Consider the following 18,708-nt stretch of genomic DNA (forward strand, 5'->3'; position numbering starts at 1 on the left):
TTGATCCGGGGCAAAATGACTTGATTTTTTCGCGCATCGAAGCACACAAAATCAGGTCATTTGGGCCAAGATAGTAGAAATGGAAATATACCCTATTCAGGATGTTGCAGCCATTGCTCCAGTATAACACACGCCGCGATACTATCTACCTCAGATTGTTTGATTTTACGATATCCACCTTGCGCAAACAATTGCTCTCTAGCCTCAACAGTTGAGAGTCGCTCATCAACTAAATGTACTGACAGAGAAAATCGTTTATGTAATTCTTTGGCAAACCGCCGCGCAGCAGAAGTCGTATACAATTCACTGCCGTCAATACAGGTGGGGATACCAACTATTAATGCTTGTGGTGACCATTCGGCAATAACTTTAGCTACTGCATTCCAATCAGGAATACCCCTGCGGGCACTCAGCGTGGCCAGAGGAGAAGCACTGCGTGTGAGTTGCTGACCTACTGCAACACCAATGCGTTTATAACCAAAATCAAAACCTATATAAACAGGACTAGGCATGGCCAATATTTGAACTAAGTTGACTCATTTTGATCCCCAAAGTGGATCCCGCATATTCCCAACGATCTTCGAAGGGTACCTCATACAGAATCTCTGAGCGATATGGGCAAATTAACCAAGTATTTTCGAGAATTTCTTTTTCTAATTGATTCTCTACCCATCCAGCATAGCCTAAAGTAATTAAAACGTCTTTAGGGCCTTTATCTTCTGCAATCGCACGAATAATATCATTTGATGTGGTTACGGTCACCTCATCTTGCAGAAACAAACTGGAACGCCAACCTCCAAATTGCTTATGGATAACAAAACCTCTCTCAGGTTGTACTGGGCCACCAAACATCAGAGGCAATCGGCTTTGCTCCATACGAACTGGCTCGATATGGAGTTGCTCAAAAACAATTGCCAAAGGAAATTGCATTGGACGATTTATAATTAAGCCTATTGAACCTTGTTCATGGTGTTCGCAAATATAAATAACGGTTCTTTCAAAATTAGGATCATTGAGGGAAGGCATTGCGATCAGCAAGTGATTAGCCAAGGAGCTTATAATTGCCATGAGCCCTCCTGAAAGGTCAGTTTATTAGTTAGTATCTCTATATTAATTATATACCATAAACAAATTGTTTAATTTTTATTCTATTATTGAAGATCACGTTCGACTGAAACCTTTACATAAAGTGTTGCTTGCTGAGAGAATGGTCTTCCTGCTGTATAAGATACAGCCGTAGAATCAGTATCTCCTGTTCCCTCAGCAGTTCCTAGAGAAACCCATTTATTTAATGGAACCATTAAAGTGGTGTCTATATTTTGATTATCAAACTGTTGCCCTCCCGCAGGATCTTGTTGTTCCCGTACTCGACGCAGCTTTAATTCAACCTTTGAACCCCGCATGATGGGTTGCACTAATAAACCATTTTTGATCTGATGCTGCTGGTAGGTAATTCCTGTTGTAAAAAATCCTGCCCCTACTGAAGTGATGATGGGTACTTCTTCATCGGTAGATACGAAGGCAGATTCGCCACTCATTACGTTAACAGATTGTGAACGTTTTACTTCAGCTGGAGATTTTGAACTGTAGCTTACGGAATTTTCATTTTGTGCAGTAAGCCAATCTGGATCACCTTGATAAATAGAAATTTTAAATGTTACTGGGGGTACATCAATTTGATGTAGTACGGTCCTGATTTGGGTAAGTGTTTCCGGCGAAACCTGAACTACTAAAGTTTCCCCAGAACCGCTTATTTTTTCCCCAGTTTGCAGTAAAGGTTGTATTAGTTGGATAACTTTTTGGACTGGAACATAGTGTAGCTCAATTACTTTTGTGATTGTTTGGGAAAACACATTACTTGCTAACAACAATAATCCTATTAGGCAAAATCGCTGCATCCTGAGCTCCTTTCTGTTCCCTAGGGCAATTAAGAAAAACTTATAATGGTAAACCCCAATATTTTCAATTGTAGACTAAGATGAAGAATTCATGGAGCAAATTAAAAATATTTTTATTTTTAACCGCAAAAGAGCAAGAAAAACCGAAAAAATCCGCGAACTATGATTCAATAGTTTTGTTCCTGAAAAAGTTTGGGTATACTTCTCGAAAATTTGCTTAAGAGATGCAACACCATGGGTAGCATATTTAATATATTTGGTCCTTCACCGATAAGACCGATAGAACAACACATGCGTAAAGTACATCAATGTGCCAAACAACTCTACCCATTTTTTGAAGCGGCTCTAAAAAAAGACTGGTCTACTGCTAATAAAATAGCAGAAAAAATAATTTCACTAAAAAAAGAAGCCGATTTAATCAAGCGGGATCTACGTCTTCATTTGCCTACAGGTCTCTTTCTCCCTGTTTCGCGCACTGACTTGCTTGAAGTGCTCAGTGCCCAGAATCTCATTGCAAAAAAAACTAAAGGCATCGCAAAACTCATTATAAGCAGGCAAATGATTATTCCAGAACCACTCGTTCCTGTTTTTATGCCTTTTTTAAGTCGTTGTCTGGATGCATCAAAGCAAGCGTGTAAAGCAATCAATGAGTTGGATGAATTGCTTGAGGCAGGTTTCAGAGGATCTGAAGTTAAAATCGTTGAAGAAATGATTTTAACACTTTATGAGATTGAACATGACAGCGATGAACGCCTAGCGGATATCAGGCATCGTATTTTTGAAATCGAAAAAGATTTATCTGCAATCGATGCAATATTCCTCTATGAATTGGTCCAATTGATTGATGATTTAGCCGATGGTGCTCAACATGTGGGTAGTCGTCTTCAAATTCTAATAGCTCGGTAGTCACGTTTTATGGATTATTCAATTATATATCTTCTTGCAGCAGTCATTTTGTGTTTTCTGATGACTTGGGGGGTTGGCGCTAACGATTTGGCCAATGTCATGAGCACTACTATGGGCTCAAAAGCAGTTACTGCCAGACAAGCAATGCTGATCGCCATAATTTTTGAATTTGCTGGTGCATTTTTAGGAGGAACTGGTGTTACAGAAACAATGCGCGATGGGATTATTAATTCCAGTGAGCTCTCTGGACAACCACTTATTCTTATTGAAGGAATGCTAGGTGTTTTATTAGCTTGCACTATTTGGATGAATCTGGCGAGTTACCTTGGAGTTCCTGTTTCTATTACTAATGCTTTAGTAGGTTCAATGGTAGGTTTTGGCACCATAGTACTCGGTCCGCAAGCAATTCATTGGAACCAAGTAAGCCGCATCGCTATAAGCTGGGTTACCTCACCCATGATTTCAGGGATCACTGCTTATATGTTATTTATCAGTATTCAACAAACCATTTTTATCAAAAGTAATCCACTCGCTAAAGCTAAATTGTATATCCCGATTTACCTTTTTCTCATTGGCTCAATTTTGTCATTTATCACTGTATTTAAGGGGCTTCATCATTTTCACATTCATCTCAATTTCAAACAAAATCTGGCAGTTACTCTTGCAACCAGTATTATTATCACCATTATAGGTATGGTAATTATTAAACGAATACCGGAACATCATAGGATAAGACGCAGAGAGCGATTTATCCAAGTTGAAAAATATTTTGCTGTACTGATGGCAATGACCGCATGCGCAATGGCTTTTGCACATGGTTCGAATGATGTAGCCTTAGCCGTGGGACCACTCTCAATTATTTACAGCTTGATTATGAATTCCCATCAAGTGTTTGATGCCAATAATTATCCAGCATGGATCATATTATTAGGCTGTGTTGGCGTGGTCACAGGTTTGCTTATGTATGGTAGAAAAGTGATTGAAACTGTAGGGAGCGCCATCACTGCACTTACTCCTAGCCGTGCTTTCGCTGCCACTCTTTCTGCCGCAACAACTGTTGTTGTCGCAACAAGTACAGGTATTCCAGTTTCAGCGACACAAACATTGGTTGGCGCAGTTCTTGGGGTAGGCTTGGCACGCGGTATTGGCGCATTAAATCTGATTGTAATTCGCAACATCTTTATGTCCTGGATACTGACATTACCTGCTGCGTCTATCTTGACGATTTTAGCTTACAAATTGCTGCATTCTTTTATAGGCTAGGCCAAATAGATTTCTGGGGGTTGCAAAAAAAAGGAACTAGGGATGCACATCCTGAGTTCCTTCATGCATCCACCCAGGTACTAATATTTAAAACTCTTCCCAGATTTCACCTTTTTTGTTTTCATAATCTTTATTATCACGCATCAAAAAAATACGCTTGTGCTTGTTAATCTCTTTTATTTGTGATGCGGATTTATCATGAGTTGCATCAAATTCAAATAAAAATTTATCATAGGGACTTACATAAGCTTTATCTATATCGTCTGAACTCATAACCAATCCAAAATGACTATAATTTAAATCAGGTATTTTATAGCTTTTTCAGCTAAGTTACCATTATTCTAGAAAAAGTAGTTGAACTTGCCAACTTTTAAAGAAATTAGGGGCTGAAGATGAGTTTAAAAAAAGCAGAATTACATGTCCATTTGGAAGGAACTATCATTCCCAAATTAGCTGCAAAACTAGCCGCACGAAATAAATTAGTTCTGCCTGAGGGTCTTGTCGCCCCAGATGGGGCAAGCTATTTATCCAAAGACTTCCTCGATTTTTTAAAAGTTTATGATACGCTTGCATCAGTGATTCGGTATCCTCAGGATTATTATGATATTACCTTAGACTATTTACGAGCTCGCGCCCAAGAAGATACTATTTATGTGGAGATGATGTATTCACCTGATCATGCTGAGCTCTCCAGTAAAATTCCTTCTGCAGAACACTTGGCTGCAATTCAACAAGCAATTGACGATGCCAAAGAGCAATTTAATATAGTAGGACGTATTATCATTACTGCAGTTCGCCATTTTGGTGTCCAAGCAGTAGAGCATGTGGCACAACAAGCTCATAAAGATAGATTTCCATGTGTCACAGGCTTTGGTTTAGGCGGTGATGAAGCAAAGTTTCCTCCGAAACTTTTCAGTAAAGCATACCGTATCGCAGCCGACGCGGGTTTACAATGTACTGTCCATGCAGGTGAATTTGCTCCTGCAAGCGGAATGGTAGAGGCTATGGAGAATTTACCAATTCAACGTATAGGTCATGGGGTTAATGCAATTTATTCGCCAGAAACTATGGACATGGTAAAAGAGCGAGGGATTACTTTAGAGGTGTGTCCTTCAAGCAATATCTTTTTGGGCTTGTTTAAAGATATGAATGAACATCCTTTGCCTAAATTTTATGACACAGGTATTAAGATCAGCATCAGTTCAGATGATCCGCCATTTATGAGTACCACGTTAGGTCGAGAATATCAACGTGTACAAAAATCTTATAGCTACAGTGATGAGACAATGAACAAAATTACACGTATGGCTATAGAAGCTGCTTTTGTTGATGAAAAAACTAAAGCAGAACTTCTAGCGAGAATTTAATTTTATGAAATGATATCAGATTGGGGGAAGGCATAGCCTTAAAAATTCTATAAATCTCTCAGGCATAAAGCGCAGTACGTGCTATGAAAAATTTTGTGCAAATTTTTAGGCCATAACAAGGGAAAACCACCTCAAGAAACCCAGGTTCCACTGCGTTGGCCCTACTCCATAATATTTTAATTCCTCTTCACTCAAAAATATAAAAGGCTAATCATTCCGATTCAACTCACCCAAAAGTTGCTCAATGTACCGCCTACAAGTCAACGGGTGATGCAAAAAATTAATAATGCGACGTGTACCACCAGTTCCGGTAATGCATATCATCCCATAGCTCAACATGCTGCCCAAAAGCGATTGACGAATATCGATTGCTTCAATCTTGCTTAATGGAATATCGATCGTTTGCCTTACAACAACTCCAGTACGAATAATAACATGATTTTTCTTGATCGTGACTGAAGAAAAATAATAGGTCATCCAAGTCATTCCAATCCATAGTAAAGCTACAGCAGCCAGGCCGTAGCCAATTTTTTGTAAGATATCTATTTCTGCAGCATAAAAAACAATCGCCAAAGCAGCACATAAAGCGAGAACTGGCCAAAGAAATATTATCCAATGCATTCGAGTAAAAAAAATAACATTACTGTCGTATGGCTTCTCAAACATTGATTCACCTATTATTTTGAATTGTTTACTAAAAAATTATAATATTGCATTTAGCTCGAATTTGCTATTCTATACTTCGTATGAAGTATATACTAACTCTCTTAATTTTTTAGAATCGAAAAATGCGCTCAATCAGTCGTTGCCTTAATAAACAGCTTACTGACCTATGTCAACGCTCTGTTCAATTGGAAGAGCTTACGAATAAAATCAAGCTTATGCTTCCTGAAGCTTTAGTCAACGAATGCCAGGTAGGAAGTTTTAATAAGGGTTGTTTGTTATTAACAACTACTGATGCCGCCTGGGCATCGCAACTACGTTATGCGATTCCGGAACTGCGTGATAAATTACGTAAAGAAGCAGGTATGTATCAACTTTCTTCAATTAAAGTGACTGTTATTGAACCTCAAATTCAATATGAAAAATCACGTCCCCTTCAAAAACACGAATTATCAGAAAAAGCTAAAGCGATCATAATTAGCGAAAGTCAAAGTTGCACGTATGAACCATTACAAAAAGCATTGTTGCATTTGGCTGACGGTGATAATGAAAGCAAGCAGGTAGGGTAAAACGCATCTAATACATGACATAAAATCAAAAAGCCTTACATTCTCAATTCACAAGTGACTCTGTCATCCCACGCAGATCCATTTTTATAGTGGCTCATGGATGGATTCCTGCCTGCACAGAAATGACAACATCCGCGTTATAGCTTGGCAGCTATGGCCTAGTCTGAGAGATCCTACACCCTATTAAGATGCCTTCTAGTGCCCACACACAATAATTTACGGAAAAAATTAGCGATTCATTTCAATTGAGCGCTATTGCAAAACGGCGCTCTACCCATTCTGAGCCAAGATAAGTAAAACAATCTTGCAAGTAGTCATTCAATTCATCCTCTTCCATCACATGTTCTTGCCCAACAGGTTGAACATCATGATGAAAATAAGTATCAAAGTAACGTATTGAAAAATCAACATAATCTCGTGTATGGAGAATAAAAGAATGCCATAGCCCATCAAGAATAAGCAATGGGCCAAAAAGATAGGTTTTTTTACCCTGTTTTGCCCTTTGTGCATTTAACCACATCCAAGACAATAAATCCGTAAATAATACCTGGCTTTCTTGTTCAGAAAACTCAGGATGATGATGGCAAAAATGGTTTATTACTGCTTTATTTTTATAATCAAGCAGAGCGGATAAATTGCTCATCCGCAACATGCTTTTTTAGTACTTGGTCTTTCGGTTACATAACGTACAATACGGCAGATCATTTCTTCTTTAGTCATTATTATCTCCACGATTGTGATCATAAATAAACGGCGCAGATAGTCTAACAAATGCTCACAATGGAAGCAATTTAATTATTTCATTTTTCAATTCAATACAAATTGTCCCAGCTCAATCCTGAATATTCAGGATGAGCACTTAATTACCAGATCACACAACGATTTTTATTTACCATAGGACTGTCATTCGGAATATGGAACGCCTCCTGAAATTGGGGAATATTAGCCAAGCTCCCATTTACTCGATATTGAGCTGGAGGATGCGGATCAGTCGTTACCTGATTACGTAATTGTTGTGGTCGAATGTTCATTGCCCAAACATGTGCTGTCGCTATAAAAAATTGCTGCTCCGGTGTCAGACCATCAATTGTAGGTGCATTTTTATATGCGTCAGAATGCTGGAAGGCTCTATAAGCAAGAGTGATACCTCCCAAATCAGCAGTTGCCTCTCCTACAACCAATTTTCCTTGTACATGCAAACCATCATCTACAGTGTATTGTGAAAATTGATTCACAATACACTGTGTTGCTGTCTTGAATTTTTCTAAATCACTTGGTGTCCACCAATTTTTTAAATTGCCATGACCATCAAATTGTGCACCTTGATCATCAAACCCATGAGTCATTTCATGCCCCATTACAAAGCCAATTGCACCATAATTCAAAGCAGCAGGTGCATTTGGATCAAAAAATGGCGGTTGAAGAATGCCCGCTGGAATATTTAAATTATTCATTGAGGGATCATAATATGCATTAATCGTTTGTGGTGTCATGACCCATTCAGTTCTATCTATAGGTTTGCCAATTTTATTAAGATCTCGTTGGGTTAAAAATTCATTGGCTCGAATTACATTTAATACGTATGGTCCTCGATTAACTATCAATTTGGAATAATCCCACCACTTGGAAGGGTAACCAACCCGCTCTTCCATCATGTCAAGTTTCTTCAATGCAGCCTTACGTGTAGCAGGGGTCATCCATGATAAAGTATTGATGTCTTCACGCAAAACTGCGCGAATATTTTTGAGTATCTCCAAAGCTTGTTTTTTATCTTCTGGAGAGAAATAGCGATCCACATACATTTTACCAATGGCAAAACCTAAAGCACCATTTTCTGTACCAACAACCCGTTTCCATCGAGGTAATATTTTCTCAGCACCAGTCAAGACTGCTACCATTTTAAAATTTTGATCGACAAAAGGTTTAGATAAGTACGAAGCAAAAGCATCAATTAAATGCCAACGCAAATATGTTTTCCAATCTTCTAAGGGAACAGTTTTTAATTGTTTATTCATGTCCTTAAAAAAACCGGGCATTGCTAAATTCATACTTTTTATTTGTGCTTGACCCATTGCTGAAAAATATGCAGGCCAAGAAAAATTGGGAGTCACTTGGGCAAGTTGAGCTTTATCCATAATATGATATATCGCATGGGGATCACGTTGCTCTACTTGAGACAGAGAAACCTTGGCCATTTGTGTTTCTAATTTCATTACTGTATTTGCTTCAGCTGCTGCTTTATCAGGGGAATCACCTAATAACTCAAACATTTTGGCGATGTGATTAACATAAGCCTCACGAATTTGTTTAAATTTAGCATCATCTTTTAGATAATAATCACGATCAGGTAAACCTAATCCACCCTGCATGGCAGCAGCGATCATCTCTTCACTATTTTTAAAATCTTGCATGCTTCCAAAATTAAAGAATACACCCACCCCTATTTGATGCAGATGTGCTATTTCACTTTGTAAATCCGTTAAATTTTTTAAGTCATTAATACGATCAAATTCAGGCTGTAATGGCTTAATTCCCAGTTGATTGATACTGGTTTCATCCATGCCGCTGTAATAAAAATCACCTACTTTTTGTTCTATGCTACCTGGTTTTGCGTTGGTATTTTTTGATGCATTGATTAGCATTTGGTGAATAATATCTTGAACTTTTTCATTGATAAGATTAAAGCTTCCCCAGCTTGAATAATCAGGAGGAATTGGGTTGTTTTTTTGCCAGTTACCGACTGCATAAGAATAAAAATTCTTACTCGGTGAAATACTGGTATCCAACCAATTCAAATGAAGTGCTTGTTCTGTTGTTTTTTGAGGGTCAGTGTTTGCAGAATATATTGCGGAGCTGCATAACAGGGCAAAAGCAAAAAGGCTACTATTAAGTTTCATGCCACAACTCTCCTTTGCTAATCATTTATGTTAATTCACGAAGAATCTAAATAAACCAAGCAGGCGGAGACAAAAATCATAACCAGAAATTTGTGCGGCCGGGATATTCCTGGGGCATGATTCGTCTTCACCTTACACTTTTGCACATTTAGCGAAAAGCCATGTGAACAAGAGACAGGTTACTCCCAGGCTACATTCCTACGCTTCGACAGGATAAAACTCAGTTTGCATTGCAGGGAGATATTCTTCTGTATCAAAATAAGTATATTCCCAAGCGTCTTGTCTTACCATTAATTCACGTAATAATCTGTTATTTAATTCATGTCCTGACTTATAACCTTCGAATGCACCAATCAAACTAGAACCTAACAGATACAGATCCCCAATTGCATCCAATACTTTATGAGAAACAAATTCTGATTCAAAGCGAAGCCCATCATCGTTGAGAACACGATAGTCATCAACAACTATGGCGTTATCCAAGCTTCCCCCTTTTGCCAAATCGCATTCTCTTAATTTTTCATAATCGGAGAGAAATCCAAAGGTACGTGCTCGGCAAACCTCTTTGACATAAGAAGTTGTAGAAAAGTCAAAACTTACTGTTTGAGGTTTATCATTAAATGCAGGGTGGTCAAAATCAATGGTAAAGGTAATTTTATACCCATTATAAGGATAAAATTGAACAAATTTCCCATTATCTTCTACACGAATAGGCTTAAGAATACGTATGTACTTTTTGGGTGCATTTTGCTCACGTATGCCCGCTGATTGAATCAGGAAAACAAAAGGAGCCGCGCTACCATCCATAATGGGTAACTCTGGAGCATTTACATCAATGTACGCATTATCAATACCCAACCCTGCCAAAGCAGAGAGCAAATGCTCCACGGTTGCAATTTTAACGGGCCCATGGTGTAACGTGGTACATAACATAGTGTCCCCCACATTCTCATAAGAAGCGGGTATTTCTACTACAGGTGAAAGATCTACTCTTCTAAAAACTATGCCTGTATTCACAGGAGCAGGTCTCAATGTTAAAAGCACTTTTTCACCGGAATGCAATCCAACACCAGTTGCCTGGATCACCTTTTTAGGAGTTCTTTGTTGTGTCATTCGGTGCTCACCTTGTTCCTCATCATGTTTTATTTTTTACTTTGCACGCAAAACTTCGTGATCGTATCAATATTTTAATATTTAGTCTAATTATTTTTGTATCAAAAATTTAAATTCCCCTTCCTCTGCAACTTTGTAGAGGAAGGAGCAGATTATCTATACCTCTTCTTGTCGGCGTAAAAATGCAGGAATATCAAGATAATCCACATCTGGAATACTCTCACCATTTTGTTTTGTAACAGAGGACATACTGGCTTGAGCTTGTTTACGAACAAGAGCAGGTCTTTCTAACTGCTGATAATCCAAAGAGCCATCACTACGAGTTGTTTCAATCAAACGTGCTCGATGAGCGTGTTGTGGTTGTGCTTGCTGATGACGTTGTCTTCCATCCCCAAGACCTGTCACAATAACGGTTACACGCATTTCATCAGTCATTTCTGGATCGATTACTGTTCCTACTACTACAGTTGCATCATCAGAAATAAACTCTTTGACGACATCCCCTACTTCCTCAAACTCACCAATTGACATATCAAGGCCGGCGGTAATATTGACGAGGATTCCACGAGCACCTGAAAAATTCACATCCTCCAATAAAGGAGAAGCAATTGCAGCTTCAGCAGCTTGACGCGCTCTTTGTTCACCTACAGCGCTACCTGTACCCATCATCGCCATACCCATTTCTGACATTACAGTACGCACGTCTGCAAAATCTACGTTGATCAAACCTGGGCGGGTAATTAAATCAGAGATACCTTTAACTGCACCCAGTAACACATTATTTGCTGCCTTGAATGCATTAAGAAGACTAATGTTTTTTCCTAAAACGCTGAGTAATTTATTGTTAGGAATTGTGATCAATGAATCAACATGTTCTGCTAAACGACGAATTCCTTCCTCAGCTGCTAACGCCCGTTGTTTGCCCTCAAATGAGAATGGCTTGGTAACAACAGCAACGGTTAGAATGCCTAGTTCTTTGGCAATTTCCGCAAACACAGGCGCAGCACCAGTTCCGGTTCCACCACCCATCCCTGCCGTAATGAACACCATATCCGCACCGCTTAAGATTTCGCGAATATGGTCTCTGTCTTCTTCTGCTGCTTCACGGCCTATTTGTGGATTTGCACCAGCACCTAAGCCTTTGGTTAGCTCATCACCCAGTTGAATGTGTATTTTCGCATTTGAGCCTCTTAATGCCTGCGCATCAGTATTAGCACAGATAAATTCAACTCCATCAATATTTTCTGCAACCATATGCTCGACGGCATTACCACCACCACCGCCAACACCAACTACCTTAATCACTGCATTATTACTATGGTGTTGGCCTTCCATTAATTCAAACATAACCCTGCTCCCCTCATATGTTTAATCTTTTAAAAAAAACCGGCAGTAAACTTTTAGTCGAATCGATTACCAGTTTTCATTTTTAAACGTTGTTTGTAACCTAAAAATTACCTTGGAACCATTCTTTCATACGTGCCCACAAACTCTGGGTATTATCATTCATTTTAGGTACATTGTAGTTTGATTCATACTGTTGTTGATAACCTTGCAACAATAATCCTACGCCTGTAGCAAATGAAGGATTTTCAGTTGCTTCAGCCAATCCAGAAACATGATGAGCACAACCTTTTCTTACTGGCATTTCAAAGCAAAGTTCTGCAAGTTCAATACCTCCTCTCACATTGGCAGCACCACCAGTCAGAACAATGCCTGCAGCCATTCTATCCTCAAATCCGCTGCGTCGTAATTCGTTACGCACTAAAGTAAATAGCTCTTCATATCGCGCCGCGACCACATCTGATAAGGCTTTAGCTGATATTTTTCTTCCTGGTCTATCATTAACACTGGTCACTTCCAGCATCTGATCTGAATTGGCTAATTCGGTTAATGCTACCGCATGATTCAGTTTAATGGATTCTGCCGCTTTTGTAGGTGTGCGTAAAGCCATAGCGATGTCATTGGTCACTTGATCTCCTGCAATAGGAATTACGGCTGTATGCTGAATTGCACCTTCACAAAATATCGCAATATCTGTGGTTCCACCGCCAATATCAATTAGGCAAACACCCAGATCTTTCTCATCTTCGGTCAAAACTGCATGACTTGAAGCGAGTTGTTCAAGAATGATGTCATTGACTTCTAAACCGCAGCGACGTACACATTTAACTATATTTTGTGCAGCACTTACTGAACCGGTGACAATATGTACACGCGACTCAAGCCGTACTCCGGCCATTCCTATAGGTTCACGAATGCTACCTTGTTGATCGATGATAAATTCCTGAGGTAAAACATGCAGAATTTTTTGATCAGCAGGAATTGCTACTGCTTTTGCAGCATCAATTACACGTTCTACATCAGCCTGCGAAACTTCTTTATCGCGAATGGCAACAATACCATGTGAATTTAAGCTGCGAATATGACTACCAGCAATGCCTGCATAAACAGTTCTTACCTCACATCCAGCCATAAGCTCAGCTTCCTGAACAGCGCGTTGGATAGAGTTCACGGTGGCCTCTATATCAACCACAACACCGCGTTTTAAACCACGAGAGGGATGACGACCTATTCCGATAATTTCTATTGCACCGTCAGAGGTAACTTCTCCAATTAATGCAATTACTTTTGAAGTTCCTATATCCAATCCAGTGATAATATCTTTTTCTATTTTTTTTGCCATTATCGTTCCGTTTGTTGTTTCCACTGCACCGCCATACCACGTGGATAACGCAGGTCCACGCTAGACAATTGCTCAATTTTCTCTGCAAATACTGCAGGATATGCTTTACAAAAACGCAGCAATCGTTCTTCTAACTCTTTCTTTCCTAAATATATTTTTATACCATTGCCTAAAAGTAATACCCAAGATTGGTTTTCTCTTAGATACAGTCCAGTGGCGTTTAAACCATACATTGATAATATCTTACTCAATTTTTCGTAAACTTGTAAGACTTCCGCTTGTTGAGATAGTGGTCCTTTTAATCGCGGTAAGTTTAGACCTTCTGGAACAGCACCTTCATTAAATAATCTGCCATCCTCAGTCATCAGAGCATTATCCCAAATCGCAACTGGTTTTTTTTCAACGAGCCTTATTTTCAAGGTATCTGGCCAAACCCGCTCCACAGTAGCCGTGTCGATCCAGCTCAGCTCATTTAATTCACTCTCTAATGCCCTTACCGATAAAGTAAAAAAGCTATTACTCAAGTATTTTGATAATACACTTTCCAATTCCTTATGGGTCACATGCTCATAATTTGCAGCAACTTTAATTGTGGTGACAGGAAACCGCCCCGCATCGGACACATAATAATAGCCTAATCGACAAGCTAAAAATATGGCGCTTAAACTTAATACCAATAACCAACAGATATATCGCAAATTCCCGGAATCAACATCCCTATTTTTATTCATGGTGTTCACAGATAATTGGTTACTAAATGTCGCCGGCAATTCTGATGTACCGTCGCAATACGGATCAACTCGTCCAGTAATTCAGGATAAGATAAACCACTTGCCTGCCATAATTTGGGATACATACTAATCGAAGTAAAACCAGGCAAAGTATTTACCTCATTAAAGTAAATCGTTTCGGTTTTGTCATTAACAAAAAAGTCAACACGTGCCATACCCTTGCATTTTAATCGGATAAAAATATCTGCAGCAGCCTTTTTTAATTGCTCATACAAAGTCTGACTTAAAGGAGCGGGTATAATCAGATCTGTTTGTCCACTCTCTAGGTATTTTGCTGAATAAGAATAAAAACCATCAGGATGATTAACGTGTATTTCACCAGCAATGCTGACTCTTGGCTCTCCAGCAGGTACAACACCCTCCAATACTGACAACTCAATTTCTCGTCCAGGAATAAATGATTCAATCAAAATCTCTTCGTCATAACGTAACGCATCATCGACTGCTACTAACAATTCAGCCATATTTTTTGCTTTATGTATGCCTACACTGGAACCCATTGCACAAGGTTTAACAAATAAAGGCCAGCCAAATTCTTCTGCAACTTCTTGGCAAAAACGTTGTCTTTCAGTTGCCGGGGTATGCCATGACAAAAGCTTGTAGTTCGCTGATTTTAAACCATCGACGCACACGATGCGTCTTGCCATATCTTTATCCATTCCAATAGAGGACGAAAGTACATCACAACCAACATACGCAACACCTGATAATTCCAGCATTCCTTGCAAACATCCATCTTCATATAAAGGACCGTGGACTACGGGAAAAACCACATCAGCATCAACAGATAAACGTCCATCAATAAATAAACTCGCCATCGGTTTTGAATGTTCTGTGACTACTGGAAGTTTTTCTTTGTAAGCGAGTAAATCCTGATATTGGTGAAGATGAAATAATCCATCTTTATCCATTGCTACAGGGATAATGTTATATTGTTTCGCATCTAAATGTGCAAGAACAGAAGCAGCTGAAATTAATGAAATTTCATGTTCTCCTGATTTTCCACCATAAAGCAGAACTAGATTGAGAAGCTTGGACATTAACGGTCTCCGATTATATGAACTTCGCGCATCAACTCAATTGTTGTCTGCTCACGAACTTTAGTTTGTACTAAATGTATCAATGCTTCAATATCTGCAGCAGTTGCTGAGCCTTGATGATTGATAATAAAATTAGCATGCTTCTGAGAAACCATTGCACCTCCGATATTGAAACCTTTTAATCCACAAGATTCAATAAGCCGAGCTGCAAAATTTCCTGGAGGATTTCGAAACACTGACCCACAATTGTATTCATTCGTTGGTTGTGTATTTGCCCGATGAGCCAGCAACTCTTTTATTACCTGTAATGACGTTTCTTTATCGCCGGGATTTAGTTTAAAGGTGGCTGAAATAAACCACTCATTAGGAGGTCCCGAAACATGTCGATACGCTACCTCATATTCCTCAGGTTTACGAATTCTTATTTCACCATTGCGAGTCATGGTCTGCAGTTCGACTACAAACTGCCAGGTTTCACCACCATGACAACCGGCATTCATTCGCAATGCTCCTCCCATGGTTCCTGGGATTCCAGCCCAAAACTCACCACCAGACAAATTATTGCGTGCACAAAAACGAGCCATACTCGCACAAGATACCCCAGCTTCGACTTTAACAGTCTGCATGTCTAAGAGAGTCATTTCTTTTAGGCATCCTTGAGTAAGAATCACGGTTCCTGAAAATCCATTATCGCGAATCAAAGAATTGGAGCCCAATCCCAACCACAATAAAGATTCTGTTTCAGGCAGCTGACGAAGAAATAAAGCAAGATCAGGGATATTTTTGGGCTTATATAGTCTGGCAGCAGGCCCTCCGACACGCCAGGTTGTATATTCCGCCAAAGGCTCGTTATAGAGCAAACTGCCTTGAAGTTCAGCTACAAGACCACAATCGTTCTCAGTTGGACTCATGTTGCCCTCACATTTCTTTCATCAGGTTCACAGCAATTTGACCAATACTCCCGGCACCTTGCATCAAAATCACATCGCCATCTTTAATCAACTGATTCAACTTTGCTTTAAGCGATTGTTCGTTTACAAGGGTTACTTTCTTATCTTTATCTCTAATTTTTTGCGCCAGACTCTCACTGGTTATCCCTGGAATTTCAGGTTCTCCTGCAGAGTAAATATCAAACAAAAACAATTCATCGGCAAGACTTAACACATCAACAAATTGATCTTGTAAGGATTGGGTTCTTGTATATCGATGCGGTTGAAAGACGTGGACAAGACGTTTATTTGGCCAAACATGGCGAAACGCATCGATGGTTGAGAGAATTTCCTGAGGATGATGCCCGTAATCATCGACAATAAGAGCCGAACCATGCTCAAATTGTTTCTCGCCCAACATTTGAAAGCGACGACCTACCCCTTGGAATTTTGCCAAGGCACGTATAATCGAAGCATCATCTACACCTAATTGTGTCGCAATCGCAATAGAAGCCAGAGCATTTAACACATTGTGACGGCCTGGGTATTGAAATTGAATGTTTAATGAGGAATACGGTACGGGACGTACTACCGTAAATTCACTAATTAGTTCATTTTGCGTCCAATTAGTTGCCCGGTAATGAGCCTCCTCCGCAAACCCGTAAGTTAATGTAGGTCTTTCAATCGCTGGCAGGATCTTGCGCACCTCTGAGTCATCAATACATACCACTGCCAAACCATAAAAAGGCAAATGGTGTAAAAACTCAAGAAAAGTTGTTCTTAATTTATCAAAATCATTCTCATAGTTATCCATATGATCTGCATCAATATTGGTCACTATAGCCATCATAGGTTTTAAGAATAAAAATGACGCATCACTTTCATCAGCCTCAACAACAAAATAAGGGGATTGGCCAAGTTGGGCATTAACACCCAAACTATTCAATTTACCGCCGATCACAAAACTTGGATCTAACCCCCCTTCAGCCAAAAGACTACTTACCAGACTTGTTGTTGTCGTTTTACCATGGGTCCCAGCTACGGCAATGCCATGACGAAAGCGCATGAGTTCAGCAAGCATCGCTGCTCGTGGAATTACTGGAATCATTTGTTCGCGAGCAGCCACAATTTCGGGATTATTCATACCAACTGCTGAAGAACGAACTACAACATCAGCACCTTTTATATGTTCTGCTTTATGTCCCATATAAACAGGGATTCCTAAAGATTTTAACCTTTGTACCGTACTGCCTTCACCTAAATCAGAACCTGTAATACGGTACCCTTGGTAGTGTAATACTTCAGCAATACCACACATGCCTACACCACCAATTCCAACAAAATGTATTTGTTCTACACAGCCCATCCTTGAAGATATAAATTGTCCTGAATTACCCACAAATGCCCCCTTATGCTGACAGAGGCCCTAATCCCAGAGCCTGCCAACGATTTTCATGATCAATGCGCAATAATAACGCAATTACAACACAATTGATAACCATACTTGCGCCACCATAACTCATTAAAGGTAAAGTTAATCCTTTTGTCGGTAATAAACCCGAGTTAACCCCCATGTTTATAGCAGCTTGTAATCCCAACCAAAATGTCAAACCATAAGCAGTATATGAGGCAAATAGCCTCTCTTGTGTATAAGCATTATACGCAATAATCAAGCCTCTAATAACCAATATACTGTATAGAGTCATGACCATTAAAATACCTACCAGACCTAATTCTTCTGCCAATACAGCAAATAAAAAGTCAGTATGAGCTTCTGGTAAATAGAGCAATTTCTGAATACTTTCTCCCAAACCTGACCCAAACCATCCTCCTCGACCAAATGCAATCAAGGATTGAGTCAGCTGATATCCACTATTATACTGATCAGCCCATGGATCTAAAAATGCAGTCAAACGGGCAACCCGATAAGGGGATGAAACCGCCAAAAAGGCCAGCGCGCCCATGACTACAATCATTAATCCTATATAATAGCGTAATTTTACACCAGCTAAAAACAGCATGGCCATAACAGTACCTGAAATCACTACCGTAGCCCCAAAATCGGGCTCAAGTAATAACAAAAAGGATACAACGCCTAAAATCACCATAGGCTTAATAAAGCCCAAAATACTATTGCTAACCGCCTCTTGTTGACGTACCAAATAACCCGAAAGATAAAAAATCATCGTGAGCTTGGCCAATTCAGATACTTGGATACCTATTGGCCCCAAGGCTAACCATCGCCGGCTTCCATTGACTGCCCGACCTATTCCTGGAATTAATACAATAAGCAACATCAACACACAAATTAACAACATCGGCATACTGATACGCTGCCAAATACTGCTATCTGTCCTGATCACAACAAGGGCAATCATTAAACCTGCAAATAAATAACATGCTTGACGAATTAAGAAATGAAATGGTTGGTGAAAGTATTTGGTAGAGATCATGACCGAACTTGAAGCCACCATCATTAGTCCGATAATAAGCAAACCGATGACCACACTAATTAACCATTTATCATAAAGGGAAATAGGTCTGCTGACAGGTTTGCCCCTTTGATTCACATGTCTTGGCCGCATC

General features: G+C 39.5%; 19 protein-coding genes. 4 read left to right on the forward strand and 15 right to left on the reverse strand.

Features of this window, described 5'->3' with window-relative positions; all coding sequences use genetic code 11:
- Positions 1-92: 92 nt before the first annotated feature.
- From ruvX to DY223_RS13425, 3 genes are all read right to left on the reverse strand, one after another.
- Positions 93-512: a Holliday junction resolvase RuvX gene (ruvX, locus tag DY223_RS13415; protein ID WP_058458653.1), complete on the reverse strand. Its 420-nt coding sequence runs from the start codon at positions 510-512 to the stop codon at positions 93-95.
- Entirely contained in the window at positions 505-1,068 is a 564-nt protein-coding gene (locus tag DY223_RS13420) for a YqgE/AlgH family protein (RefSeq protein ID WP_058458654.1), read from the reverse strand. The genes ruvX and DY223_RS13420 overlap by 8 nt, the downstream gene beginning before the upstream one ends.
- An 83-nt stretch (positions 1,069-1,151) precedes the next feature.
- Positions 1,152-1,898 carry a type II/III secretion system protein gene (locus DY223_RS13425; RefSeq protein WP_058458655.1) on the reverse strand — a complete coding sequence of 249 codons (747 nt, stop codon included), beginning with the start codon at positions 1,896-1,898 and terminating at the stop codon, positions 1,152-1,154.
- A gap of 234 nt (positions 1,899-2,132) precedes the next feature.
- Here DY223_RS13425 and DY223_RS13430 point away from each other — a divergent pair, with 234 nt between their 5' ends.
- Complete coding sequence (locus DY223_RS13430) at positions 2,133-2,804, forward strand: TIGR00153 family protein (protein WP_058458656.1); 672 nt, start codon at positions 2,133-2,135, stop codon at positions 2,802-2,804.
- A gap of 9 nt (positions 2,805-2,813) precedes the next feature.
- The gene (locus tag DY223_RS13435) at positions 2,814-4,067 is read left to right on the forward strand and encodes an inorganic phosphate transporter (RefSeq protein ID WP_058458657.1); all 1,254 of its coding nucleotides are present in this window, start codon (positions 2,814-2,816) and stop codon (positions 4,065-4,067) included.
- Positions 4,068-4,154: 87 nt separating this feature from the next.
- Here the strand turns inward: DY223_RS13435 and DY223_RS13440 are convergent, their stop codons facing one another.
- Positions 4,155-4,340 carry a CBU_0585 family protein gene (locus DY223_RS13440; protein ID WP_058458658.1) on the reverse strand — a complete coding sequence of 62 codons (186 nt, stop codon included), beginning with the start codon at positions 4,338-4,340 and terminating at the stop codon, positions 4,155-4,157.
- Positions 4,341-4,459: 119 nt separating this feature from the next.
- Here DY223_RS13440 and DY223_RS13445 point away from each other — a divergent pair, with 119 nt between their 5' ends.
- On the forward strand, positions 4,460-5,434 hold the full coding sequence (locus DY223_RS13445; RefSeq protein ID WP_058458659.1) for an adenosine deaminase: 975 nt from the start codon (positions 4,460-4,462) through the stop codon (positions 5,432-5,434).
- A 207-nt stretch (positions 5,435-5,641) separates the two neighbouring features.
- On the opposite strand, the gene DY223_RS13450 is transcribed toward DY223_RS13445, so the two are convergent.
- Complete coding sequence (locus tag DY223_RS13450; protein ID WP_058458660.1) at positions 5,642-6,100, reverse strand: PH domain-containing protein; 459 nt, start codon at positions 6,098-6,100, stop codon at positions 5,642-5,644.
- A gap of 122 nt (positions 6,101-6,222) precedes the next feature.
- Here DY223_RS13450 and DY223_RS13455 point away from each other — a divergent pair, with 122 nt between their 5' ends.
- Positions 6,223-6,666, forward strand: coding sequence for a DciA family protein (locus DY223_RS13455; RefSeq protein WP_058458661.1), 444 nt, complete (start codon positions 6,223-6,225; stop codon positions 6,664-6,666).
- A gap of 241 nt (positions 6,667-6,907) precedes the next feature.
- Here DY223_RS13455 and DY223_RS13460 read toward each other — a convergent pair whose 3' ends face one another.
- From DY223_RS13460 to ftsW, 10 genes are all read right to left on the reverse strand, one after another.
- Positions 6,908-7,309, reverse strand: coding sequence for a glycine-rich domain-containing protein (locus DY223_RS13460; protein WP_115684328.1), 402 nt, complete (start codon positions 7,307-7,309; stop codon positions 6,908-6,910).
- Between the two features lie 220 nt (positions 7,310-7,529).
- Complete coding sequence (locus DY223_RS13465; RefSeq protein ID WP_058458663.1) at positions 7,530-9,563, reverse strand: M13 family metallopeptidase; 2,034 nt, start codon at positions 9,561-9,563, stop codon at positions 7,530-7,532.
- Between the two features lie 198 nt (positions 9,564-9,761).
- Positions 9,762-10,676 (reverse strand): UDP-3-O-acyl-N-acetylglucosamine deacetylase, encoded by a 915-nt coding sequence (gene lpxC, locus DY223_RS13470; protein WP_058458664.1) that lies wholly within the window; start codon positions 10,674-10,676, stop codon positions 9,762-9,764.
- Between the two features lie 156 nt (positions 10,677-10,832).
- Complete coding sequence (gene ftsZ / locus DY223_RS13475; protein ID WP_058458665.1) at positions 10,833-12,023, reverse strand: cell division protein FtsZ; 1,191 nt, start codon at positions 12,021-12,023, stop codon at positions 10,833-10,835.
- 100 nt (positions 12,024-12,123) lie between these two features.
- Positions 12,124-13,362: a cell division protein FtsA gene (gene ftsA, locus DY223_RS13480; protein ID WP_058458666.1), complete on the reverse strand. Its 1,239-nt coding sequence runs from the start codon at positions 13,360-13,362 to the stop codon at positions 12,124-12,126.
- The gene (locus tag DY223_RS13485; protein WP_058458667.1) at positions 13,362-14,093 is read right to left on the reverse strand and encodes a cell division protein FtsQ/DivIB; all 732 of its coding nucleotides are present in this window, start codon (positions 14,091-14,093) and stop codon (positions 13,362-13,364) included. The genes ftsA and DY223_RS13485 overlap by 1 nt, the downstream gene beginning before the upstream one ends.
- Before the next feature lie 5 nt (positions 14,094-14,098).
- The gene (locus DY223_RS13490; RefSeq protein ID WP_058458668.1) at positions 14,099-15,193 is read right to left on the reverse strand and encodes a D-alanine--D-alanine ligase family protein; all 1,095 of its coding nucleotides are present in this window, start codon (positions 15,191-15,193) and stop codon (positions 14,099-14,101) included.
- Positions 15,193-16,104 (reverse strand): UDP-N-acetylmuramate dehydrogenase, encoded by a 912-nt coding sequence (murB, locus tag DY223_RS13495; RefSeq protein ID WP_058458669.1) that lies wholly within the window; start codon positions 16,102-16,104, stop codon positions 15,193-15,195. Before murB ends, DY223_RS13490 begins: the two co-directional genes overlap by 1 nt.
- A gap of 7 nt (positions 16,105-16,111) precedes the next feature.
- Positions 16,112-17,521, reverse strand: coding sequence for a UDP-N-acetylmuramate--L-alanine ligase (murC, locus tag DY223_RS13500; RefSeq protein WP_058458670.1), 1,410 nt, complete (start codon positions 17,519-17,521; stop codon positions 16,112-16,114).
- A gap of 10 nt (positions 17,522-17,531) precedes the next feature.
- Positions 17,532-18,707 carry a putative lipid II flippase FtsW gene (gene ftsW / locus DY223_RS19260; protein ID WP_058458671.1) on the reverse strand — a complete coding sequence of 392 codons (1,176 nt, stop codon included), beginning with the start codon at positions 18,705-18,707 and terminating at the stop codon, positions 17,532-17,534.
- Position 18,708 lies beyond the last annotated feature (1 nt).

Origin of the sequence: Legionella bozemanae (genome assembly GCF_900450575.1) — a bacterium.
In the GTDB taxonomy this organism is placed as follows: Bacteria; Pseudomonadota; Gammaproteobacteria; order Legionellales; family Legionellaceae; genus Legionella; species Legionella bozemanae.